The organism is Dyella sp. GSA-30, from assembly GCF_027924605.1.
GTDB lineage: Bacteria > Pseudomonadota > Gammaproteobacteria > Xanthomonadales > Rhodanobacteraceae > GSA-30.
On sequence record NZ_AP027042.1, the window covers coordinates 5,264,693 to 5,286,817 of the forward strand.

General features: G+C 62.0%; 18 protein-coding genes and 1 tRNA gene. 8 read left to right on the forward strand and 11 right to left on the reverse strand.

The window, feature by feature from the left end:
- Nucleotides 1-41 precede the first annotated feature (41 nt).
- A complete protein-coding gene (locus tag QMG46_RS22695; RefSeq protein ID WP_281850174.1) occupies nt 42-2,726 on the reverse strand; it encodes a M1 family metallopeptidase in 2,685 nt (894 codons plus the stop codon).
- A gap of 346 nt (nt 2,727-3,072) precedes the next feature.
- On the opposite strand from QMG46_RS22695, the gene oxyR reads away from it, so the two are divergent.
- Nucleotides 3,073-4,014 (forward strand): DNA-binding transcriptional regulator OxyR, encoded by a 942-nt coding sequence (gene oxyR, locus QMG46_RS22700; protein ID WP_281850175.1) that lies wholly within the window; start codon nt 3,073-3,075, stop codon nt 4,012-4,014.
- 131 nt (nt 4,015-4,145) lie between these two features.
- Here oxyR and QMG46_RS22705 read toward each other — a convergent pair whose 3' ends face one another.
- From QMG46_RS22705 to QMG46_RS22725, 5 genes are all read right to left on the reverse strand, one after another.
- A complete protein-coding gene (locus QMG46_RS22705) occupies nt 4,146-6,524 on the reverse strand; it encodes a Tle-like phospholipase domain-containing protein (RefSeq protein WP_281850176.1) in 2,379 nt (792 codons plus the stop codon).
- A 23-nt stretch (nt 6,525-6,547) separates the two neighbouring features.
- Complete coding sequence (locus QMG46_RS22710) at nt 6,548-7,438, reverse strand: ankyrin repeat domain-containing protein (protein ID WP_281850177.1); 891 nt, start codon at nt 7,436-7,438, stop codon at nt 6,548-6,550.
- 151 nt (nt 7,439-7,589) lie between these two features.
- Nucleotides 7,590-8,243: a peptide-methionine (S)-S-oxide reductase MsrA gene (msrA, locus tag QMG46_RS22715; RefSeq protein ID WP_281850178.1), complete on the reverse strand. Its 654-nt coding sequence runs from the start codon at nt 8,241-8,243 to the stop codon at nt 7,590-7,592.
- A gap of 60 nt (nt 8,244-8,303) precedes the next feature.
- Complete coding sequence (locus tag QMG46_RS22720) at nt 8,304-8,822, reverse strand: adenine phosphoribosyltransferase (protein WP_281852957.1); 519 nt, start codon at nt 8,820-8,822, stop codon at nt 8,304-8,306.
- Between the two features lie 58 nt (nt 8,823-8,880).
- Complete coding sequence (locus QMG46_RS22725; RefSeq protein ID WP_281850179.1) at nt 8,881-9,165, reverse strand: putative signal transducing protein; 285 nt, start codon at nt 9,163-9,165, stop codon at nt 8,881-8,883.
- A gap of 135 nt (nt 9,166-9,300) precedes the next feature.
- Between QMG46_RS22725 and QMG46_RS22730 the strand changes: the two genes are divergently transcribed.
- The 7 genes from QMG46_RS22730 (at nt 9,301) to QMG46_RS22760 (ending at nt 18,189) form a co-directional block, all read left to right on the forward strand.
- Complete coding sequence (locus QMG46_RS22730; protein WP_281850180.1) at nt 9,301-11,073, forward strand: glutamine--tRNA ligase/YqeY domain fusion protein; 1,773 nt, start codon at nt 9,301-9,303, stop codon at nt 11,071-11,073.
- Nucleotides 11,074-11,078: 5 nt separating this feature from the next.
- Nucleotides 11,079-11,636, forward strand: coding sequence for a nucleoside deaminase (locus QMG46_RS22735; protein WP_281850181.1), 558 nt, complete (start codon nt 11,079-11,081; stop codon nt 11,634-11,636).
- Nucleotides 11,633-12,355: a TVP38/TMEM64 family protein gene (locus tag QMG46_RS22740; protein WP_281850182.1), complete on the forward strand. Its 723-nt coding sequence runs from the start codon at nt 11,633-11,635 to the stop codon at nt 12,353-12,355. Before QMG46_RS22735 ends, QMG46_RS22740 begins: the two co-directional genes overlap by 4 nt.
- Before the next feature lie 149 nt (nt 12,356-12,504).
- Nucleotides 12,505-14,406: an ATP-binding response regulator gene (locus tag QMG46_RS22745; RefSeq protein ID WP_281850184.1), complete on the forward strand. Its 1,902-nt coding sequence runs from the start codon at nt 12,505-12,507 to the stop codon at nt 14,404-14,406.
- Nucleotides 14,407-14,607: 201 nt separating this feature from the next.
- Nucleotides 14,608-15,270 (forward strand): LuxR C-terminal-related transcriptional regulator, encoded by a 663-nt coding sequence (locus tag QMG46_RS22750; protein WP_281850185.1) that lies wholly within the window; start codon nt 14,608-14,610, stop codon nt 15,268-15,270.
- A 114-nt stretch (nt 15,271-15,384) separates the two neighbouring features.
- Complete coding sequence (gene phnD, locus QMG46_RS22755) at nt 15,385-16,455, forward strand: phosphate/phosphite/phosphonate ABC transporter substrate-binding protein (RefSeq protein WP_281850186.1); 1,071 nt, start codon at nt 15,385-15,387, stop codon at nt 16,453-16,455.
- 291 nt (nt 16,456-16,746) lie between these two features.
- The gene (locus QMG46_RS22760) at nt 16,747-18,189 is read left to right on the forward strand and encodes a sensor histidine kinase (RefSeq protein ID WP_281850187.1); all 1,443 of its coding nucleotides are present in this window, start codon (nt 16,747-16,749) and stop codon (nt 18,187-18,189) included.
- A 135-nt stretch (nt 18,190-18,324) separates the two neighbouring features.
- Here QMG46_RS22760 and QMG46_RS22765 read toward each other — a convergent pair whose 3' ends face one another.
- The 5 genes from QMG46_RS22765 to queE form a co-directional block, all read right to left on the reverse strand.
- Nucleotides 18,325-19,152 (reverse strand): alpha/beta fold hydrolase, encoded by an 828-nt coding sequence (locus tag QMG46_RS22765; protein ID WP_281850188.1) that lies wholly within the window; start codon nt 19,150-19,152, stop codon nt 18,325-18,327.
- Nucleotides 19,153-19,241: 89 nt separating this feature from the next.
- The gene (locus QMG46_RS22770; RefSeq protein WP_281850189.1) at nt 19,242-19,778 is read right to left on the reverse strand and encodes a carboxymuconolactone decarboxylase family protein; all 537 of its coding nucleotides are present in this window, start codon (nt 19,776-19,778) and stop codon (nt 19,242-19,244) included.
- Between the two features lie 643 nt (nt 19,779-20,421).
- A tRNA-Lys gene (locus QMG46_RS22775) sits at nt 20,422-20,497 on the reverse strand.
- A gap of 68 nt (nt 20,498-20,565) precedes the next feature.
- Nucleotides 20,566-21,261 carry a 7-cyano-7-deazaguanine synthase QueC gene (queC, locus tag QMG46_RS22780; RefSeq protein ID WP_281850190.1) on the reverse strand — a complete coding sequence of 232 codons (696 nt, stop codon included), beginning with the start codon at nt 21,259-21,261 and terminating at the stop codon, nt 20,566-20,568.
- A gap of 164 nt (nt 21,262-21,425) precedes the next feature.
- Complete coding sequence (gene queE / locus QMG46_RS22785) at nt 21,426-22,118, reverse strand: 7-carboxy-7-deazaguanine synthase QueE (RefSeq protein WP_281850191.1); 693 nt, start codon at nt 22,116-22,118, stop codon at nt 21,426-21,428.
- Nucleotides 22,119-22,125: the final 7 nt, after the last annotated feature.

Consider the following 22,125-nt stretch of genomic DNA (forward strand, 5'->3'; position numbering starts at 1 on the left):
CGGTTCGCACCGCCCGGCGTCGTTTCAGTCTTCCCAGTCGATCAGCGCGTGATCGCGGTCGGGTCCTGCTTTGCCTTGAGTGCGGCGCACAGGAGCGTGTTTTCACGCGTCTGGGCGAGGCCGCGCTCGGCACCGGTCACGTCTTTCAGACGCGGCTTGAAGAACGCCTCCAGGCGATCAGCCTCGGCCTGCGAGCAACCGCCACCACCCATCATGCTGGGCAGACGGCCACCGGCGAAGCTGCCGGTACGGGCGATGATCTTGTCGTAGTTGGCCACTGACCAGTTCCAGATCGCGTCGCGACTGGTCTGGGTGTCGCGATTGCCACGCAGGATGGCGGCCATCTCGCCAACCTTGACGTCCTTGCCAAGCGCAAAGTTGCGTGCACGCTCGGCATCGGCCGGATCCTTGACCGACGCAATGCCTTGCAGCATGGCATTGCGCGAGGCCGGATCGCTGGTCTTGGGCAACTGTGCAATCAGCTCGTCGAGCGCCGGCTTGCCGCGCTCCTGCACCGCCACGCCCAGCGCGCTGCCAAGCAGATCCGGATCGGCCGCGGCCAGATCGAGACTGCCGTCGGCCTTGGTCTTGAGCGCTGCATCGCCCTGCTTGAGCAGTTGGGCACGGACCTCGGGAACCGAGTAATCCAGCGCCAGGCTTTCGGCCAGAGCACTACGCAGCAGCGAATCGCCGTCCGGCTCACCGGCCTTGCGCTTGTAGCCCAGTTGCTGCAGACGCGGCAGATAAGCCGCCTTCACCCAACTCTGCACGCGGGCGCGCTGTGCATCGGTGACCGCTTCGTTTTGGTAGATCCAGTCGATCTGGGTCAGCGGCGCAGTGGCCACTTCGCGCGTCTTGGAAGCCGTCAGCGGCTTGAGTGCAGTCAACACGTCGTGGGCATCGAGATCGCCATGACGGAAACCCGCACCGATCGCATCGGCATAGGCGAGCTGTTCGGCATCGTCCAGCTTGCCGATCTGCTTGCCGAGTGCACCCAGGTCGGCCTTGTCCATGCTGAAACGGTAGTAACCCGAACCGTTCGCGTTCGGCATCACCCAGGTGTTCTTGGCGGCGTCGGCGAGCACCATCGAACCGTCCTTCTCGCTCAACAGCTCGCAGGCGACCTTGCTGCCACTGGCTGCACCGTAGCGCACGCATACCGGCACGCCCCACACGCGATTGGCATCGCCGGCGCTGCCAACCGGCAGATAGCGGCTCTGGGTCAGATGCAGCACGGTCTTGCCGCCTTCCTGGGTCAGCTTGGTCTGCACGTACGGCACACCGGACTGATTGAGGAAGCTGCGGAACGCAGCCTTGAAATCGTCGCCCTTGTCGGCCGCTTTGGCGATCGAATCGATCAGGTCGTCGGCGGTGGCGTTGCCGAACTTGTGTTCCTGGATGTAGGCACGCATGCCCTTCTGGAACACCGGCTCGGTGACATAGCCCTCGAACATGCCGAGCACACTGGCACCCTTCTGATAGGTAATGCCGTCGAACGCGGTTTCGATATCGCCGTTGCCGGTGATCTCCTGACGGATCTTGCGCGCGGTCACCAGGCTGTCGTTGTTCATCGCGCCCTGCGCACCGTGCACGCGGTCGAGATCGGCGCGGTACTCCGGATGCACCTTCTGCGTCACCTTCTGCTGCATCCAGGTCGCAAAAGCTTCGTTGAGCCACAGGTCGTCCCACCAGCCCATGGTCACGGTGTCTCCGGTCCACTGGTGCGCCAGCTCATGCGCGGTGACGTTGAACGAACCGCGCACGTAGTTGGCCGGGGAGTCCTTGTCGAGCAGCAACAGCCAGTCGCGGAAGGTCACCAGACCCGGGTTTTCCATCGCGCCGGCGGAGAAGTCGGGCGCGGCGAGCAGATCAAGCTTGTCCCACGGATAGCCGAAGCCGTAATAGTTCTCCAGCGTGTGGATAATCGACGGTGTCTCGCCCAGCACATGCTGCATGCGATGACCTTCGCCCTTGGCGGCGATACCGCGCAGCTCGGTGCTGTGATTGCGGAATTCCGTAGCCGAGATATCCGGGCCTTTCACGACGTCCCACGGACCCACGCCAAAAGCGACCAGATAGGTCGGCAGCGGCTCGGTCTGCGAGAAGCTCAGCTTCTTCCAGCCATCGCCGGCCGGCTCTTCCTTCACCTGCTTGGTGTTGGCGATGCCGACTTCGTCATTGGGAATGGTCAGGGTCAGTTCGAACGGCGTCTTGAACGACGGCTCGTCGAAACCGGGGAACGCATAGCGCGCGCTGATCGGCTCCATCTGCGTCATCGCATACGGCTGACCTTCGTGGCTGACCTTGTACAAACCCTGCAGCTGCTGGTTGAGCGGCGCGGTGTACTCGATCGCCACGCTCAATTCCTGTGGCTTCAAGCTGCTGCCGAAGTCGATCTTCGCTACGCCTTCATCCGGCGCGACCTCGACATATTTGGCGTTGTGCTTCTTGCCGGCGGCATCGGTCACGACGACCTTGGAGACCTTCAATTCGCGGCCATGCAGCCAGATGTGATCGGACGCCTGGGTGAGCTTGAGCTTGATCGTGGTGCTGCCGGAAAAATCCTGCTGGCGCGGATCCACCTTGAAGCTCAGCTGGTACGACTCGGGCATCGCCCAGCGCGGCAGCTTGCCGTGCGGCTGATCGTTGGCAGCGGAAGCTGCAAGCGCGGTGCCGCAACAAGCGGCGAGCGCGGTAAGCACGAGCGGACGTACGAACTGACGCATGGCTGGGGATTCCCTGGGGGTGAAAACGAGCCGCCACGCTAGGAGCAGCATGACTTCGGACACAGTGCCATAAGGCATGGGCCTGGTTCGACACGAAAAAGGCTTGCGCGGGAACCCACTGAACTTTGGGCAAAAAAAAACCGATAGAGCCACAAAGGGTCGCTATCGGTTTGGAGTTGCGCGCGCCTGGCGGGGGGAGGGGATGGCGCGCGCCGTGCGAGAGAGCGGTTGATTGCCAACCTGGCTGCGTCCCGACAAGGCAAAAGATACGCGCCTGGCATTCATTGCTCAAATTGATTGTTAGTATCATAATGATAGGCATACCCTATCGAGTACTCCGCTGCCCATGAACCTTCGCGACCTGCACTATCTCGTAGCACTGGCCGAGCATCGGCATTTCGGTCGCGCGGCGGAAGCGAGCTTCGTGAGCCAACCCACGCTGTCCACGCAGATCAAGAAACTTGAAGACGAACTGGGGGTCGCGCTGGTCGAACGCACGCCGCGCAAGGTGCTGCTGACGGAAACCGGAAGGGAGATCGCCCGTCGCGCACGCGGCGTGATTTCGGAGATCGACGAGATCAAGGCCATCGCGCAACGCACGCGCGATCCGGAGTCGGGCTCGCTGCGCCTGGGCGTATTTCCCACGCTCGGTCCGTATCTGCTGCCGCACTTGGTGCCGTTGGTACGCACACGCTTTCCGCGCCTGGAACTGCTGCTGATCGAAGAGAAAACCGAGCACGTCATCCGCATGCTGCGCGAAGGCTCGCTCGATGCCGGCGTGCTGGCCCTGCCGGTGCACGAAGACAGCCTGCATAGCGAATTTCTGTTCGAAGAGCCTTTCGTATTGGCGGTGCCGGAGGCGCATCCGCTGGCACAGAAAAAGAGCCGCTTGAAACTCAGCGACCTGGAAGACGAAAACCTGTTGCTGCTCGAAGATGGGCACTGCCTGCGCGACCAGGCGCTGGAAGTGTGTCAGCTCGCTGGTGCCGGCGAAAAAACCGGCTTTCGTGCCACCAGTCTGGAAACGCTACGGCAGATGGTCGCGGCCAATGTCGGCATTACCTTGCTGCCCACGCTCGCGATCAAACCGCCGATGGCACGCACCGACAACGTGCATCTGCTGGAATTTTCCGGGCACGCGCCGAGTCGTCGCCTTGCGCTGGTCTGGCGCAAGAGTTCGTCGATGACGACTTTCCTCAAGCGCTTTACCGAAGTGATCCGGAGCCTTCCGGCGGAGTTGATGCAGCCGCATATCGAGGGTGGGCGTGCGACGCGTGTGCAGGCCTGAGTGGCAACAGGATCTTCGAAAACCTTTCTGAGCTTGTAGGAGCGGCTTTAGCCGCGACCCCCGGTTACGTCACGGCTTGTCGCGACTGAAGTCGCTCCTACAAAGATCCCATTGCACGGGTGTTGCCCGCCTCAGCGGCCACTCATGCTAATCGCCGGATGTTGCGGATTAGCCTGTTGTTGCGTCTGAGTCTGAGTCTGAGTCTGCGTTTGAGCCTGAGTCTGCGTCTGTTGCTGCGCCGCCTGCTGCCATTGCGCCGTGCTCTGAGTGAGCGGCTGGTTCACCGCCTGCGCCGTTTCCACATGCGCATCGCGTGAAAGCGCATTGGGGATCACGTGCTCCACCGCAAACGCGCGCGAACCGTTGTCGCTCAACGCCACTGCATCGATCCGGTTCAAGCCGCCTGCTTTCGCCGCCGCGGCGAGGGCGCCGGCGAAGTTATCGCTCTGCTGGTCCGGCGTGCGCCCGATCTGCGCATCGATCTTGTGCACGCCATCGCGCGCTTGCTTGAACATCGCATGGCCGGCGTGCGAGGGATCGTCGAGGCGAGGTGCTTCACGAGCCGGTGGTGCCGTCTGGTTTTGCGTCGGCGTATTGCGCTGCAACGTCTGGCGTGCCTCGCGTTCGACGTTCTCGATGCGGCTCTCCATGCTCGGCAACACCACCGCCATGCCATGGCGATCCAGCGCTTCCTGTCCTGCCGCCTTACCGTTCGCGACGGCCACGGCGGCGCCCACGAGGCGCGGATAGTTCGACGGCCGAAATTCGTAAGCAGCAGCCACGCCCAGACCGGCCGCACCGCCAAGAGCCGAGCCGGCGACGGGCGCCTTATCGGTTACGCCTTGCACCAGGTTCCCTGTTGCATCCAGACCGCCGCCCGCCAACTTGCCGGTACCGGCAATCGCGTCATGCTGCAGATTGCCCACGCGAGTGGCGACATGATCGGTCGCCGCCTGCACAGCGCGGGTAGCTTCACGAATCGTCGCCGCGTCGGCATGCGCATCGCGCCGCACATCGGCCGCCAGCCCCTGCCCGGCACGATGAACCGCGTCGCCTGCCTGGTCCAGCTGACCCGCCTGCTTGTCCATCCACTTATGCGCACCATCGGGTAGCACGCTGCCGACCTTGCGCAAGGCATCGGCTTCCAGCGATGCGGTGAACTGCCCCAGGCTCCCTAACCCTTCGGTAACCCGTGCGCCCGTCTCGCCCAACGCCACACGCCCATGCGCAGCGACCGCACCCGCGAGATGCTCGGCGCCTTGCGTCGCCTGGCTGCCGAACTGGGTAACGGTACGCGCCGCCTGGCCGCCCATTTCGGTGACATTCCGCACGCCATCGCCGGTGGCATGCAACGCCTGATTGGTCATCTTGCCGCCGGCGGCGACGACCTCGCCCGCCTGATGACCGACTTGCGCGCCCTTGGCGACGGCACCGGCCGTCTCGAGCAGTGGCGTCGCCAGATAGGTCACTTCGGGCAGCGACATCTGATTCTTGCGGGCAATCAGCACCGAGCCATCGGGGCCGGCTGGCATCATCGGCGCCAGCAGCGGCTGCTGCTGACCTGCCGCAAGCGGCAGCTCGCGCAGCATCTTGTTGGTATCGCCCGTTGCCACCTTGTCGACGAAATCGTGCACCGTCTTCTGCGCATCGGGCGGCATGTTCTTGCTCAGATCCTGCTTGAGCAGTTCGCGGCCCTGCGGCAACTGGTTCAATAGCTGGCTGCCTTCCTGCAGCACCGCGCCGAGCTCCTGCCGTTGCAGGTAATCCAGGCTGTGGATGTTGCCCTGGATGCCGTTGTTGAGGAGTTCGCCTTGAACCTGGTAGGAGATGACGTTCTTGTTTACGTCGTGTACGGCCACCCCGGGGTTTTCGGCGGCAAAACGCTTAGCCGTTTCCGGGTGCAACCCAGCAGCATTCCAGGTGGTGGCGTGATTTCCCGTCACGGCCGAAGCCGCCGCGGCCATGCCGCCCGCAAGACTGTGACCGGTAAGTTCGAATTTCAGACCGTCGCGCTGCAAATCGCGCGCGAGTTGCATTGCGCGATCATAGTAATCCGTGCGCATGCCTACCGACTGTGGAAAATTATTCGCCAGGAAGTCTTCCTGCGTCGTGTCGTGAAGTTTTCCATCCGACGACATTACGTCGCCCGATGAGCCTTTGAAGGCGACAACAGGCTTATAGTCCGGCCCCAATATCTTGGGATCTGGCAAATAGATCTCAGCGCGAAAACCGGATGCATCCGGCTTAAGCATGTCGTTCAATTGATCCTTGGTTAAATGGAGTGATGGCGCATACTTCGACAGCAGCTCAGGATGTTCGCTCGCTCGCGTCCATCCTGCAGGAGGTTGGCCGCTACCCTTAGCTGCGTTATAGGCATCAGCCGCCAGCCCACCCATTTGCTGGTCGTGATATAGCGCTCCCAATTGCTGCGCTTCAGCTTGGGCGGCAGGATCACCACTTGCACGAAGCCGCTGCAACAGCGCTTGTTCTTGCTGAGGGTCGCCAGACATCGCATCACTCCTTGATCAATCGGTCACAACAACGGAATGTCTTTCTCTTCGTACGGAATGCCAAAACTCTTGCGCATGTCACGATAATCTGGAGGCATGGGCGGACGCGTAAAACCGTGTTGCAGCAGCCATTGCTGACACTTGCGCTGCCAACTGGGATCTTTCGGATTACCCGGATGCCAGAAAATATCTTCAACTGCGAAATAACGCTGGGGCGCCGGTGGTGGTGGCTGGGTGATCTGGCTTCCAACTCGAGGGTTGGCACCATGATTCAGCAGCCAATACGCCTTCTCAAACCGGCCCATTGAAGTGTAGTCATACAGAATCGACATCTGCTGCGACAACGCATTGATGTCGGCACCCCTTTCTACCAGAAGCTGCACGTTCTGCCACTGGTCGTGCCAGATGTATGCCTGAAACAGCAAGGTCTCACCATTGGAGTTCCTGGTGTTCGGGTCTCCACCATGGTCGAGCAACTCTTTCAGGTAAACAGAATCTTCTTCCTTGGCAGCCCACACCATCGCATTATTTTGATATCGCCCCTTGAAGCGAGTGGTGTCCTGCGCAGGATGGAGCTGCTTGGCATTCGGATTGGCTCCATTATCGAGCATCGCCTTGAGACCAGCGGGATTCTCGGTAAAGACGGGCCACGCAACCAACGGCATCCCGCTGCCATCTTCGCTGAAGATCACATCCGGGTTCACGTGTTCCTGCTTCATCAAGCGCTGCACTTCTGCAACGTTTCCCTGCTCGGCGGCCACGGCAAGCGCTTGTGCCTTGGAATCCTTGAAAAAGCGATCTACCGCATATTTCGACGCCTGCGTTGGAGTCGCGGACTGGGACTGCGAAACGTCGCACCCTGCCAGGCAAAGCGCGAGTAATAGATAGGCGGTCGATAGAAAAAGCCTGGGCATGCACGATCCTTCGGCAATCAGGCGCCGATGGTAGCGTGTAAGGGCTGACTTTTTGAGTCCAGGCTCACGCTGGAGCGTTTAAAACATCCAATCATAAAAAACGGGGCTCATTGAGAGCCCCGCTTTTCAATAGGCCGCGAAGAGCCTCGGCTCAAGCCGCATCGAGCCCGATCGGACAAACCACGCCCGTGCCGCCCAAACCGCAGTAGCCATCCGGATGCTTGGACAGATATTGCTGATGCTCGTCCTCCGCGAAATAGAACGGGCCGGCCATAGCGATTTCCGTCGTGATCGCGCCGTAGCCCGCGCGTGACAACTGCGCTTGATACTCCCGCTTGGACGCCTCGGCGGCAGCAAGCTGTTCGGCGCTCGATGCATAGATCGCCGAGCGATACTGCGTGCCCGCGTCGTTGCCTTGACGCATGCCCTGGGTGGGATCGTGGCTTTCCCAGAACGTGCGCAACAAGCTGCCGACGTCGACGGTCTTGGGATCGTATACGATCTGGACTACTTCCGTATGACCGGTCTCGCCCGAGCAGACTTCGCGATAGGTCGGATTGGGCGTGTAGCCACCGGCATAACCGACGGACGTGCTGTATACACCCGGGATGCTCCAGAACTTCCGTTCCGCACCCCAGAAGCAGCCCATGCCGACAACCAATACTTCGCTGCCGGGGAAAGCCTCAGGCAATAGCGAACGTCCCGTGACGTGATGCGGGTGAGTGGGACGAATAGGTGTTTCGCGCCCCGGCAGCGCATCCTGCCGTTGGGGCATGCGTTGTTTCCAGGCACCGATTCCAAGCATGGCGGCCTCCTAAAAGATTCGGGGAAAGTAGCGGATATCTGGTACCGGTCGACGTGAAATTCAATAACGCAACAAGGCGTGCAGTGGCACGTCGTCCCGCCATCGCGCGCGTCCCTGCAACGCTGCCAGTTCGATTACCAGGGCAGCACCGCAAACGGTACCACCGAGCTTCTCGACCAGTGTCCGCGCGGCGGCCAAGGTGCCTCCGGTTGCCAGCACGTCATCGACCAGTAATACCCTTTCGTTGGGACGTAGCGCATCGTTACGTGCCTGCAGGCGATCGACGCCGTATTCGAGCTGGTACTCCACCTCGACTACCGGCGGCGGCAGCTTGTTGGGCTTGCGCAAGGGCACGAAACCGGCATGGAGCTTCTGCGCCAATGCCGCGCCGAAAATGAAACCACGCGACTCGATCCCGCAAACCGCCTGGATTTCGCTGCCCTGCCAGGGCTCGGCCATCGCGTCGATGCAGCGGGCAAAGCCGCCGGCGTCGGCCAGCAAGGGGGTGATATCGCGAAACGTCACACCGGGTTTGGGGAAGTCCGGCACGGCGCGGATCAGGGATTCGATCGAAGAGATGGGCTTGTTCATGCCCTGAGATTACATTCTCAGTCAATCCAGCCCCAAGCAACCGGGCTCAGCAGGCGCTGGCGAACGACCCGTCCAGATCGGTATCCGGATCCATCGATGCCAGCACTTCGCGCGCCTCGGCAAGCTGCGACTGGACCTCGCGCACCACTCCTTCGGCGGCGGCCAGGTTGTCTTCGGCCACCATGACCGCCACATAGTCCATGGCAGGGAGCTGGCCAACCGCGCCAGTCAGGTACTCGCCACTGATAAACGCCGGAATCTCGGCACGCTCGAGCGCATCCTTGACCAGGTGGGCGTCGATCAGGTTTTCCGCTCGATAGGCAATACGCATGGCTGCAAGCTACCCGTCGCCACGAGCGGGAGCAAGCCCGCCGGCCATAAAGCAGCTTTTCGGTGGCGGATCGTCAAATCCGCCAGAACTAGTAGAATCATCCGTTTCCGCTACGCGTCCCGAGTTTTTACTGTGATGTCGACCGAATCTCCCCTGGCCCATCCGCCCGCCACCTCTGCCGCGCCCTCGGGCGAGGGCCAGCCGCGCGACTTCATCCGCCAGATCATTCGCGACGACCTGGCCAGCGGAAAGCATCACGCCATCCGTACGCGTTTTCCGCCCGAGCCCAATGGCTATCTGCATATCGGCCATGCCAAGGCGATCTGCCTGAACTTCGGCATCGCCGCCGAATTCATCGGCTGGTGCAACCTGCGCCTGGACGACACCAATCCGGGCAAGGAAGACCCCGAGTTCGTCGAAGGGATCAAGGACGACGTACGCTGGCTGGGCTACGAGTGGCACGATCTGCGCCATGCCTCGGATTATTTCGAGGTTTTCTATCGCGGCGCGCTCAAGCTGATCCAGGACGGCCACGCCTATGTGGACGACCTCAACCCCGATGACATGCGCGCCTATCGCGGCACGCTGACCGAACCGGGCCGCAACTCGCCCTACCGTGATCGCCCGGTGGAGGAAAACCTCGACCTGTTCCGTCGCATGCGCGCGGGCGAGTTCGCCGACAGCAGCAAGACGCTGCGCGCAAAGATCGACATGAGCTCGGGCAATATGAACATGCGCGACCCGGCGATCTATCGCATCCGCAAGGTCGAGCACCAGAACACCGGCAACGCGTGGCCGATCTACCCGATGTACGACTACGCGCACTGCCTGTCCGATGCACTGGAAGGGATCACGCATTCGCTGTGCACGTTGGAGTTCGAGGATCATCGCCCGCTGTACGACTGGTTCGTCGACAAGGTCGACCTGGTCAATCATCCGGAGCTGTGGCAGCACCTGCACGACGCCGGTTTTCAGACCGAACCGGCCAAGCCGCGCCAGATCGAATTCTCGCGCCTCAATCTGAGCTATTCGATCACCAGCAAGCGCAAGCTCGCGCAGCTGGTCAGCGAAAAGCTGGTCGACGGCTGGGACGATCCGCGCATGAATACGCTGCGCGGCCTGCGCCGACGCGGCTTTACGCCGGCAGCGATTCGCCTGTTGATCGAGCGCCTGGGGATCAGCAAGCAGAACAGCGTGATCGATTACGCGATCTTCGAAAATTGCGTACGCGAAGATCTCGACGCGCATGCGCCACGCCGCATGGCCGTGCTCGATCCGCTCAAGCTCACCCTCACCAACCTGCCCGAAGACCACGAAGAGACGCTGCTGTTCTCCAACCACCCCAAAGACGAGAGCTTCGGCTCGCGCCAGGTGCCTTTTGCGCGTGAGCTGTGGATCGAGCGTGAGGATTTCGCCGAGGTACCGCCCAAGGGTTTCCATCGTCTGAAGCCGGAAGGCGAGGTGCGCCTGCGCGGCGTCGGCATCGTCAAGTGCGACGAACTGGTCAAGGACGCGGAAGGCAACGTGATCGAGTTGCGCTGCACGCTCGACCCGGAGTCGCGCTCGGGCATGCCGGGCGCGGACCGCAAGGTCAAGGGTACGATCCATTGGGTGAGCGCGCGTCACGGCGTGGCCGCCGAAGTCCGCTTGTACGATCGCCTGTTCAACGTGCCCGCGCCCGATGACGAAAGCGACGGCAAGAGCTGGATCGAGCATATCAATCCGGACGCCAAGCGACTCGTGCATGGCTGGGTCGAACCGGCCGCGGCGCAGGCACTGCCGGAGCAGCGCTTCCAGTTCGAACGCCTGGGTTACTTCGTCGCCGATCGCATCGACCATCGCACGGACGCACCGGTGTTCAATCGCGCTGTTACCCTGCGCGATACCTGGGCCAAACAGTCGGGTTGAAAACGATGCTACCGATCCAGGTACACCTCACCCTGCCGCCGTGGCTCGAAGAAGTGGCCGACGAAAAGCGCCGCTACCATAGCGACGAAGAACGCGTCGCGCTGGCGATCGAGTTGTCCCGGCGCAACATCGCACAGGGCACCGGCGGCCCCTTCGGCGCGGCCGTATTCGACGACCAAGGCCGCCTGATCGCAGCGGCGGCCAATCGCGTGGTGCCGCAGAGCTGCTCGATCGCGCATGCGGAAATACTCGCCTACATGGCCGCCCAGCAGCGCCTGTCGACGCACCGGCTCAACGAGCAAGGCGGCCGCTACACGCTGGCGACCAGCTCTCAACCGTGCTGCCAATGCTTTGGCGCAACGGTATGGGCCGGTGTCGACGAACTGCTGATCGGTGCGCGTGCCGAAGACGTCGAGGAACTGACCGAGTTCGACGAAGGCCCGTTGCCGGCCGATTGGATCGGCGAGCTCGAACGGCGCGGCATTGCGGTGCGGCGCGACATCCTGCGTGATGAGGCACGCGCTGTATTGGCCGAGTACGGCCAGACCGGACCGAAGTATTGAGTCGCCTGCGCGCCGCGCTGCCGCTGATCCTGCTGGTGCTGGCCGGCATTGTGTTGTTCGGCTCGGGCATCCTGGACCGGCTGCACCCGGAGCAGCTGGTCGCCCATCAGCAACAGCTGCGTAGCGACATCGCTGCCGCTCCCTGGCTTAGCCGTATTGTCTATATCGGGTTGCTGACCCTGGCGATGTCCACCGGCATCCCCGGCACCATCATCGTGATCTTTGCAGGCGGCTTTGCGTTCGGCGTGGTCGAGGGCACCTTGTACTCCTCGGTGGGCGTCACCCTGGGCTCGCTGATTCTTTTCCTTGCCAGCCGCTACGCATTCGGCGCCGGAGCCAAGCATCCGCCCGCAATCGTGGAAAAGCTGCAGCACGGATTCGCACATCATCCGGTCAGCTACACGATGTTCCTGCGCTTCGTGCCGGTCGTACCCTTTGGCCTGGTGACGATCAGCCTGGCCTGGCTGCGTTGTCCGCTATGGCTGTTTATCGGTGCCACCTTTCTGGGTGGCACGGTCATGCTGGTATTCGAGACCTCGGTAGGCGCTGGGCTTGGCACCGCATTGAGCCATAGCGCGAAGCTGGGCCCCGCCCTGCTATTGCGGCACGAAGTGCTATGGCCACTGGGTGGTATCGCGTTGCTGGCGCTGCTCCCGCTGCTGGTGGAGCGCCTTACGCGCTCGCGCCGCCAACGCGCGCAGTTGCCCCCTGCAGAGTAAGCCCTCTGCGCGGCGAACGAATGGCAGACCATTCGTAAAGATTCGCGCTACAGCCGTTCTATTACCGACGGCCACTATCCAAAAAACCGCCCCCGCTCCCATGATTTCGCGCTAGTCTCGGCCTCGTAAGCCGACACGGGGAAACGGCAGTGAGCACAGGTCAGGACACCTGGATCGGTCGTCTATGGCGGCGCACGTCGCTGATGCAGCGGCTGGCGTTCGTTGCGCTCGTCCCGACCCTGGTCACGGCCGTGTTCCTGGTCACGATGCTCACCCGCCACCAGCTCGCCTCGCTGCGCAGCATGGCGCAAAGCACCGCCGATACGATCGCCATCCAGACCGCTTCCGTTTGCGCCGATCCGCTACGCCAGATGCAGCGACGGGAGCTGGCGCGAATCGCCCAATCGATCGCCGAATTGCCGCACGTCGCGCATGTGCAGATTCGCGCGGCCGACGGGGAGATCGTTGCCGACGCCCAGGGTCGCGAGGATCGTGTGCGCAACGAAACCCTCACCGTCGTGCGCACGGTTGTCGATGGCGCGCTACCGGATCACCCGGTGATTGGCTCGGTGCTGGTCGATGTCAGTCTCAACGAAGCGATTGCCGCGCAACGATCCAGCCTGCGCAATGCCCTGATCGCATTGGTGCTCAGCCTGCTCGTCGCGGGCATTCTGGGCTGGCAGGCGGCCCGCTGGATCAGCGCACCGCTGCGCCGGCTGGCTGCAGCGGTGCATCAGCTGGGCCGCGGCGATCGCCGGGTGGAAGTCGAAGTCACCGACAGCACCGAGATCGGCGAACTGCAGCACGGCTTCAACAGCGCCGCTGCCGCCTTGTTCGACGTCCAACGCGGGATGGAACAGGAAATCGAGCACGCCACCCTGGAGCTGGCGCGCAAGAATGCCGCGCTCGAAGCTGCCAGCGTGGCCAAGGCACGCTTTCTGGCCGCCGCTTCGCATGATCTGCGCCAACCCCTGTATGCATTGACGCTGTTTTCGTCCTCGCTGGCCGTGGACGAACGCGATCCGGTACGACTGGACCGCATTGCACATATCCAGGAATGTGTCGAAGCGCTCGATCACCTGTTCAGCGAATTGCTCGATCTGTCGCGCCTGGAAACCGGTGCAATGCAGCTGGAGATCACCGAGTTTCCGCTTGATCACGTCTTCGAAGAGGTCAGCCGAAACTTCCGCCTGATTGCCGAGCAACACGAGCTGCGACTGGTCATGCGCGCCACCCCATTGTGGGTACGCACGGATCGCACGATGCTCGCGCGCATTCTCAACAACCTGGTCAGCAACGCCTTGCGCTATACCAGCCAGGGCGGTGTGCTCGTGGGCGCGCGAAAGCAACTCGATGGCACGGTACGCATCGACGTATGGGACACCGGCAGCGGCATTGCCGAGGAACATCAGGTACGCGTTTTCGACGAGTTCTACCGCATCGACATGCACGGCCTGGGTGAGCACGATAGTGGACCGCGTCGCGGCCTGGGCCTTGGCCTGGCAACCGTGCAGCGCCTGGCCGAATTGCTGGACACCCAGGTCACGCTCAAGTCGCGGGTCAATCGCGGCAGCGTTTTCAGTTTTCAGTTGCCCAGCGCACCGGCGCATCAGACCTTTCATCCGCTGGTCGAAGAACACCTGCTGGACGTATCGGGCATGCGCGTGCTGGTCATCGACGACGAACCGGCGATTCTCTCCGGCATCCGCTATCTGCTGCGCAGTTGGGGCTGCGACGTCGTGGTGGCCGAAGACCGGACCCAGGCGCTGGAAGTCGCCGATACCTGGTCTACCCCACCCGACCTGGTGATTTCCGACCTGCGCCTGCGCGAGGGGGAAAGCGGACTGGACGTACTGGCCGCACTCGATCGCCACTACGGTCACGACACGCCAACGGCCTTTGCACGCCTTTTGATCACCGGCGAAACCCGCAGCGACCGGTTGCGCGAGATCATGGCGGCGAAGATTCCCGTGCTTTACAAACCCGTCTCGCCCGAGCAACTGCGCGAAGCGATGGCCATGTCGCGCACGCAGAGCCATTTGACGGCCTGATCGACGCATATGCCCCATGATCCGGCTCCGCCGGCAAATCCGCAGCGACAAGTGGAACCGAACGTTTGGATTCCCTAGGCCAAATGGTCGATAGCTAGGCCATTTGCCCATGTTCACGCAGCTTGCTGACATCGTTCGGTAAGGCTATGTTGCGCGGGTGGCCGGACGGGTTGTTAACCGTGGCGGGCTGCGGGGGACGACATGCGGATACTGATTGCCGATGACCATCGACTGATTGTCGAAGGGGTCAAGCTCAAGCTAGCCGAGCTTGGGCCCGATACTGAGTTCTCGATCGCCAAGGACGTGAAGGAACTGCGCGAGGCTCTACACAACGAACCCGCGCCCGCACTGGCGATCGTCGACCTGGCCATGCCGGGGTCGCACGGCCATGCCCATCTGGCCGAAACCATCGAAAGCCTGCCCGGCGTACCGGTGATTGTGTTGTCCGGGTCGGAAGACCCTTCGCTGATGAAAGACCTGCTCTCCATCGGCGTGCAAGGCTTTATTCCCAAGGCGTACTCGCCGGATGTGATGCTGTCGGCGGTAAGGCTGGTGCTCTCCGGCGGCGTCTATGTGCCGCCGATGATGCTGGACGAATCCGGCGAAGTGGCCCAGCCGCCACCGGTCGTCTCACCGCAGAGCGATGCGGCCAGCCTGGAAGAGCGCCTGCGCCAGCTGCTGACCGACCGCCAGATCGACGTGCTTTGGCTGCTCTCGCAAGGCAAGCCGAACAAGGTGATCGCACGCGACCTGGGCATCAGCGAAGGCACCGTGAAGATTCACCTGGCGGCGATTTTCCGTGCATTGAACGTGCGCAACCGGGTCGAGGCGGTGGTAGCGTCCCGTCGATTGGCAGGACCCTAGCCTTTCGTTGCAAACGGTTTGTCACCCAAGTGGCGCCGCGGCGGCGTATGCTCCGTCGACGGCAGGAATGTAGAGCCACGACAGCGCCCAAGGATTGCAGGGGAGTCGAACACGTTGCGCAACGAACGCATCAACGCAGGGGCTTATCCGGGCTCGCCCAGAGCGTGGTTGGCCTGCCTGTTGCTCATCTTGCTATGCCTTTCCGTCTCCCCGACCAGGGCCGCGGACAAGACACCACAGCCCCTGACCTTTGGCGTGCTGCCCATGGGCGGCCCCTCCGAATCGCTGGAGGCGTGGCGGCCCATGCTCGACGACATGAGCCATGCCTTGCAGCGACCGATCCGCAGCGTTTCGGTCAGCACCTATGAGGGCCTTGCCCAGGCACTGACCGAACAGCGCATCGACTATGCCTTCGTCTCCGGCCGGCTGGCCTTGCAGGCGGTGACGCAAGATCGCATGCAGGTTGTGGCGCAACTTACCCGTGGCGACGGCACGCTCGGCTACTACTCCGTCCTGATCGTGGAGAAAGACTCCCCGATCCATAAACTCGACGACATCTTTTCCAAGCCGGGCCATTGGCGCTATGCGCGTGGCGAAGCCCTGTCGGTGTCCGGTTATCTGGTACCGGAAACACAGCTCTTTGCCAGCCGCAAGCTCGATTCGGATACGTTTTTTTCCAACGTCCTGATCGACAACCATCAGAACAACGCCTTGGCCGTGGTCAACGGCGAGGCCGACCTGGCGACCAACAACACCGCCGACCTCGAACGCTTCGCCAAGCACTTCCCCGACCAGTACGCTCGCCTGCGCGTGATATGGAAATCGTCGCTGATTCCGCACGCCGTGATTATCGTGCGCACCGATCTGCCGGCCGATCTGCGCGACCGCGTGACGCAATTCCTGATCAGCTACGGAAAGGGACGCAATGCCCCACAAGAAGTGGCCAAGCTGCAGCTGATCCACGATATCAGCGGCTTCCGCCCCGCCGGCAACGATGTACTCACGTCATTTGCCGATATCGATTACACGCTGGACCAGCGACGCGCCCTGAGTGCGCAATGGGTCAACAACGAGGCGATGAAAGCGCGACTGCAGAAGATCGAAGCGGCGCACGAGCTGCTGATCAACCAGTTGAAGAGCAATCGCCCGCTGAACCTGGCCGCACATACCGACGGCACACCTTAAGCTATCCCGACAGCCCGCCGTCGCGAGCAAAGAAAACCGCCGCAGGCAGCTTTCTGCACAAAAGAGCGACCTATGCCATTCGCCATAGGCCGCCGCAGAATAGTACGAACTGTGTATCGAATAGCCCTTCACACTTCTCTAGAGTGAAGCTTGGGCAAACGATTGCCCGGTCTCCGGCTTTCCTACTCGCACAGACTCCGATGCCATGCAGCGCTTCTTAAGACATCTTGCCAAGGCGTCGCGGGTCGGTATGGGCCGAACTATTCCATGTGACCGCGAAAAGGCGGAATCATGAAGCGCTCGCCGGACGGACTGCTGCCGCGCTTGCTGATCGATGCCATTCTGCCCTGTGCCCTCGCCGCCCTGGTACTGACCGCAGCATTGACCGTGCAACGCGCCTCCCTGCTTGCCGAACGGCAACGCAGCGGCATCAGTTTGCAACTCGAACGCCTCAGCTCGGCGCTAGCCTGGGAAAGTGCGCCCCCGCAGCACATCCTGGATAACGGCCTGCGCGACGGTGCATCTGAAAGCATCCGTTACCTCGAACTGCGACTCGCCGACGGGCGGCTTTACGGCGCGGGTGAGAGCGACGCGCAGAGCTTGCAGATTTACGCACGCGCGCTGCCCACACCGCCGTTGCAGGCAGTGGCCACCATCACAATGCAGGTCGATCCCTGGCCATTGCGACGTGCGCAATGGTTGACCGGTGCCGGCGGCCTGCTGTGCGCCATCGGTATCGCCGTGCTGGCCTGGCTGGCCCGCTGGTCCTTGCGGCGACGTATCGTCGATCCGCTCGATCGTCTGCAGCATGCGCTGGACGACCTGCTGCCACGTCGCGACGAACGGGCCGCTGCCGAACAGATGTCCGGCAACGAACTCGAACGCCTGCATGCATCATTGACCCGAATCGACAGCGCGCTGACTACGCAGCGCCGCGATCTGGTCGCCATCCGCCGTAGCAGCTCCCTGCAGGCGGTCCGGCAACAACGTGAGGCGCAGGCCCTGACACGTAGCAAATCGCATTTTGTCGCACTGGTCGGCCATCACTTCCGCCAGCCGCTGCAAGCCCTGCAACTGTTTACCGCTTTCCTGCACCTGGGCAGCGACAACGAACAACAATCGGTACTCGGGCAGATGCGCAACAGCATCGGTTCGATGACGCGCCTGCTCGACGCGCTGCTAGAAATCTCGCGGCTCGACGCCGGCGTGGTCAGCAGCAAGCCGGTACCGTTCGCCGCCGCCGAACTGTTCATGCACGACCGCCAGAGCCTCAACGAAACGGCCTTGAGGCAGCGCGCCATCCTCGTCTGGCGAGGCGGCCACCATCGCCTGCATGCCGATGCCGAACTCTGTGCCCGTCTGCTGCAACAATTGGTCAACAACGCATTGGCAAACGCACCGAACGGCCGCGTCCTCGTCGCGGCACGTCGCCGCGGCGAAAACATCCGTATCGAGGTACGCGATAACGGCCCCGGCATTGCCGCCGCCGAACACCAACGCATCTTCGAAGAATTCGTCCGCCTGGATGGCGACGAAGGTGATGCTCACGAAGGCTATGGCCTGGGCCTTTCCATCGCCGAACGCCTCGCGCAGATTCTGCAGACCCATGTCGGCCTGCGCTCCGAACCCGGTCACGGCAGTACCTTCTGGTTCGAGGTACCGAGATCGACCATCGCCGGACACAACCATCAGCAGCATGAAACGATGCCCGAGGCCTGGCGGCACGCTAGCTGACACCGGCACAAAAAAGATCCACAGCTGCGTGACGCAGCACACGCTAGAACCTTGGTCTTTCACGGACCGCATAGGGGTGCGCGCGACGCCGTGATTGGCCGAGACGGTGACCAGGCCACCGTCTCGGCCGATCGGTCAGGCAAAGAAGTCGAGAGCCTGCTGCAGAAAAGCGGCGTGATACTGGAAAATCCCACCGTGGCTGGCATCCGGAAAAATACTGAGCTGCGCATTGGGGAGCCGGCGCGCCAACTCGAACGAATTGATCGTCGGCGCCATCACGTCATCGTCGCCGTTGGCAACGAGAACGGGATGATGGATCTCACTCAGCTTGGATGGGTCGCCTTGTCCCCAGGCATGAATGGCCGTCAGCTGAGCATGAATGCTTTCGTTGCTTATCGCGGCATCCCGATCTTCCGTGCGCATACTCAAGCGAGCGAGGAACGCATTGGCCGCGGCTTGACCATGGTCGGTTTGCGTGAAGAACAAGAAGTGCTTCGGATGTTTACCCGAGGCGGCGGCCTTGGCCACGCCGTCTTGCAGGACGGCGCCCATGTTCGAGATACCTTCACCACCCGCAGGGCCGGATCCGGCGATGATGAGCTTGCGAACGAGGTCAGGCTCCTCCTGCGCTATCACTTGAGCGATGAAGCCGCCCAACGAGAAGCCGAGCAGATCGACCTTGCTCAGGCCTAACGCGCGAATGAAGGCAATCGCATCGCGCGCCATCTCTTGGACCGACGTGGGCGTCGTGCCGCCGGACCGGCCCACGCCACGATTGTCGAATGCGATGACATGATGACTGGCTGCCAGTCCATTGACGACAGCGGGATCCCAGTCGTCGAGTACGGCTGTCAGGTGATGAAGAAGGATGATCGACACACCTCCCTTGATGCCGGCTTCCCGGTAGGCGAACGGTGTTCCGTTGACGTCGATCGTCGTGGTTAAAGCATGTTCGAGATTCATGACTATGTTCCTTTCGATGGGGTTATACGTTTTCAGAGTGCTCGCGATTGGCGTGGCGAAGGCTCGCCCGCTGCTCTCACGGCGCCCGCTCAGCCCGCTGGCGGAAAATCAAGTGGCGTGCCGTTGACGCGATTGAAGAGGTTGGTGAAGGTGATGCTCGTGACGGCGAGCATCACATCGACGAGCTGCGCATCGGTGTAACCGGCGCTGCGAACATTTCCGAGTACGCCGGCGGGGACGGTGCCGCGAGTCTCGACAAGCGCCCGCGTAAAGGACGACAGCGCATCGAGCTTGGCATCCCCCGTTGCTTGCCCGCGCCGCAGCGCCGATATCGCAGCGGCATCCAAACCCTGCATCTTCCCTATCATCGTGTGGGCGGCAAGGCAGTATTCGCAGTTGGCGACATCGCTCACGACGAGTTTGACGGCCTCTACCTCACGACCGGTCAAGCTGCTTTTCTTGAGTGCGGCATCGAGATTGAGCGCCGCTTCCAGTGCGTGCGGACTATTGCTGCCGATACCCACATAGGCATTGGGCACCATGCCTACAGCAGCCTTGATCGCAGCGAAGATTTGGGCAGCATGACCGGTCGATTCGGCGACAGGAACGAAATGAAGGTTGTTCATAAGGATTCTCCGGATCACATCAGGGACGTTTGGTTTCACGAAGCACCGGTGTGGCGGCCACCCTCTTTCGCCATCTCTGCCGTTTTTCCGCAGTCATTGCAGAAAATCCTAAAATCGTCACATGGAGAGCAGAAAAACGGCTGACGGCGACACATTTGCCTCAAATATCAAGCCCGGTGCTGACGGGGTGATGCAAATGTTAGGAGTCGAGGCAATGCCTGACCATGTTGTCGAACCCTGATTTCATGCCCTGGAATCCGAGCATGCGTATCCTTGCGAAGCAGCTCCGCAATGGCGCTTGCCCATTGCGGCCGATCCGGCTGCGTAGCGGCGGAATGAGAGTTATCGGAGCGGCGTAGCGCGTTGGCCATGCCTTAGACGCGGCGTCTTGCCGTGCATTCAAGGTGCAAGTCGGTTACGCCCCAAGTGAATCGCCCAAGCCAAGGGGAATGACTCAATAGCCCGCGTAAATCGAGCGCGATACTCTTGCCGACGTGGAGGCATCCCTGTCGAGCACCGCCAATCGAGTTGGCGGCGCTTGCAGCGTGGAAGCGGTCGGAATCGAGAAGCCCTGACGAAGCCAGGGCTAAATACAGGCGACCTGCAGGAAACCCGGAATGAGTTTAAGTCGCCGATTTTTTATTGGTGGGCCGTGATGGATTCGAACCATCGACCAACGGATTAAAAGTCCGCTGCTCTACCAACTGAGCTAACGGCCCGGAACGTAGTGAGCCCGCAATTTTATGGGCTATGCCGCTTTGGCACAAGCTCCAAGGCGGACCAAGGCTTAGACGTAGCGCGTCGGGTCGGGCAGACCGGCATCGCGGAAGCCCTGGGCACGTAGCCGGCATGCGTCGCAATGGCCGCATGCGCGGCCCTGGGCGTCGGCCTGATAGCAGCTGACGGTCTGGGCAAAGTCGATGTCCAGGCGTGCGCCTTCGCGCGCGATATCGGCCTTGCTCATCTTCATCAGCGGCGCATGGATACGAATGCCGGCACCCTCGACGCCCGCCTTGGTCGCCACATTGGCGAGCTGCTCGAAGGCTTCGATAAAGGCGGGGCGGCAGTCGGGATAGCCGGAATAATCCACCGCGTTGACGCCGCACCAGATATCGCTCGAACCGAGCACCTCGGCCCAGCCCAGCGCGATCGACAGCATGATGGTGTTACGCGCCGGCACGTAGGTCACGGGAATCGTTGCGGCGTCGGCCTGCTGGTCCGTATCCAGCGGCACATCGATGTCGGCGGTAAGCGCCGAGCCGCCGATCGAGCGCAGATCCACCGTCACCGTCTTGTGCGCCACCGCGCCCAGCAGGCGCGACACGCGCTCGGAGGCTTCCAGCTCCGCGCTATGACGCTGTCCATACGCCACGCTCAACGCATACACGTCGTAGCCCTGTTCGCGCGCGATGGCGATGGTGACAGCGGAGTCCATGCCGCCGGAAACGAGGATGACGGCTTTTTTGCGTTCGGATGTAGTCATGGCTTTTGTTGGTAAGCGTGGGGTCGGCGGATATGCCGCCTATTTAGGAGTGAGTGGTCAGGAGTAAGGAGTGAGAGATAAAGAGCGTCGCCAGGATTCGAGCTTTTGATTTCTCTCACTCCTCACTCCCAACAGGCGCCGCAGGCGCCGACTCACTCCTGCCTTCAGTGTCCCGGCTCATCGTTCCAAAGCAGCTTATGCAGCTGCATCTGGAAACGTACCGGCAGTTTGTCTTCGATGATCCACTCGGCCAGTTCGCGCGGCTGCACTGCGCCGTGTACCGGCGAGAACAGCACCATGCAGCGGCGCGCCAGACCGAGCTCGGCAACTTTGCCGCGCGCCCATTCGTAATCAGCACGGCTGGCGATCACGATCTTGATCTGGTCGTGCGGCAGCAGGTGCTCGATATTCGACCAGAGATTCCGCGCGCTCTCGCCCGAATCGGGTGCCTTCAGGTCCATCACCTTGCGCACGCGTGGATCGACGCCCGACACATCCAGCGCACCCGAGGTTTCCAAGGAGACGTCGTAACCGGCATCGCAAAGGCGGGTCAGCAGGATCTGGCAGCGCTTCTGCGCCAACGGCTCGCCACCGGTGACGCAGACATGCTTCACTTCGTGCGAGGCGACCTCGACAAGAATGTCGTCGATGCCACGCCATTCACCGCCGTAGAACGAATATTCGGTGTCGCACCAGACACATCGCAGCGGACAACCCGTCAGCCGGACGAAGACGGTGCGCCAACCGATGGCATCGGCCTCGCCCTGAACCGAATGAAAGATCTCGGTGATGCGCAGGCGTTCGGCCAGAGCCGGCGTCGACGTGGGTTGCTCCACGCTCGCATCATGCACGTTCACTGCGCGG

What these genes read in the sequence shown, in the direction of transcription:
- QMG46_RS22765 (WP_281850188.1), bottom strand. Translation starts at nt 19,152, where the DNA reads ATGAATCTCGAACATGCTTTAACCACGACGATCGACGTCAACGGAACA.
- queC (WP_281850190.1), bottom strand. Translation starts at nt 21,261, where the DNA reads ATGACTACATCCGAACGCAAAAAAGCCGTCATCCTCGTTTCCGGCGGC.
- QMG46_RS22725 (WP_281850179.1), bottom strand. Translation starts at nt 9,165, where the DNA reads ATGCGTATTGCCTATCGAGCGGAAAACCTGATCGACGCCCACCTGGTC.
- QMG46_RS22730 (WP_281850180.1), top strand. Translation starts at nt 9,301, where the DNA reads ATGTCGACCGAATCTCCCCTGGCCCATCCGCCCGCCACCTCTGCCGCG.
- QMG46_RS22705 (WP_281850176.1), bottom strand. Translation starts at nt 6,524, where the DNA reads ATGTCTGGCGACCCTCAGCAAGAACAAGCGCTGTTGCAGCGGCTTCGT.
- msrA (WP_281850178.1), bottom strand. Translation starts at nt 8,243, where the DNA reads ATGCTTGGAATCGGTGCCTGGAAACAACGCATGCCCCAACGGCAGGAT.
- QMG46_RS22750 (WP_281850185.1), top strand. Translation starts at nt 14,608, where the DNA reads ATGCGGATACTGATTGCCGATGACCATCGACTGATTGTCGAAGGGGTC.
- QMG46_RS22735 (WP_281850181.1), top strand. Translation starts at nt 11,079, where the DNA reads ATGCTACCGATCCAGGTACACCTCACCCTGCCGCCGTGGCTCGAAGAA.
- QMG46_RS22710 (WP_281850177.1), bottom strand. Translation starts at nt 7,438, where the DNA reads ATGCCCAGGCTTTTTCTATCGACCGCCTATCTATTACTCGCGCTTTGC.
- QMG46_RS22760 (WP_281850187.1), top strand. Translation starts at nt 16,747, where the DNA reads ATGAAGCGCTCGCCGGACGGACTGCTGCCGCGCTTGCTGATCGATGCC.
- QMG46_RS22695 (WP_281850174.1), bottom strand. Translation starts at nt 2,726, where the DNA reads ATGCGTCAGTTCGTACGTCCGCTCGTGCTTACCGCGCTCGCCGCTTGT.
- QMG46_RS22770 (WP_281850189.1), bottom strand. Translation starts at nt 19,778, where the DNA reads ATGAACAACCTTCATTTCGTTCCTGTCGCCGAATCGACCGGTCATGCT.
- oxyR (WP_281850175.1), top strand. Translation starts at nt 3,073, where the DNA reads ATGAACCTTCGCGACCTGCACTATCTCGTAGCACTGGCCGAGCATCGG.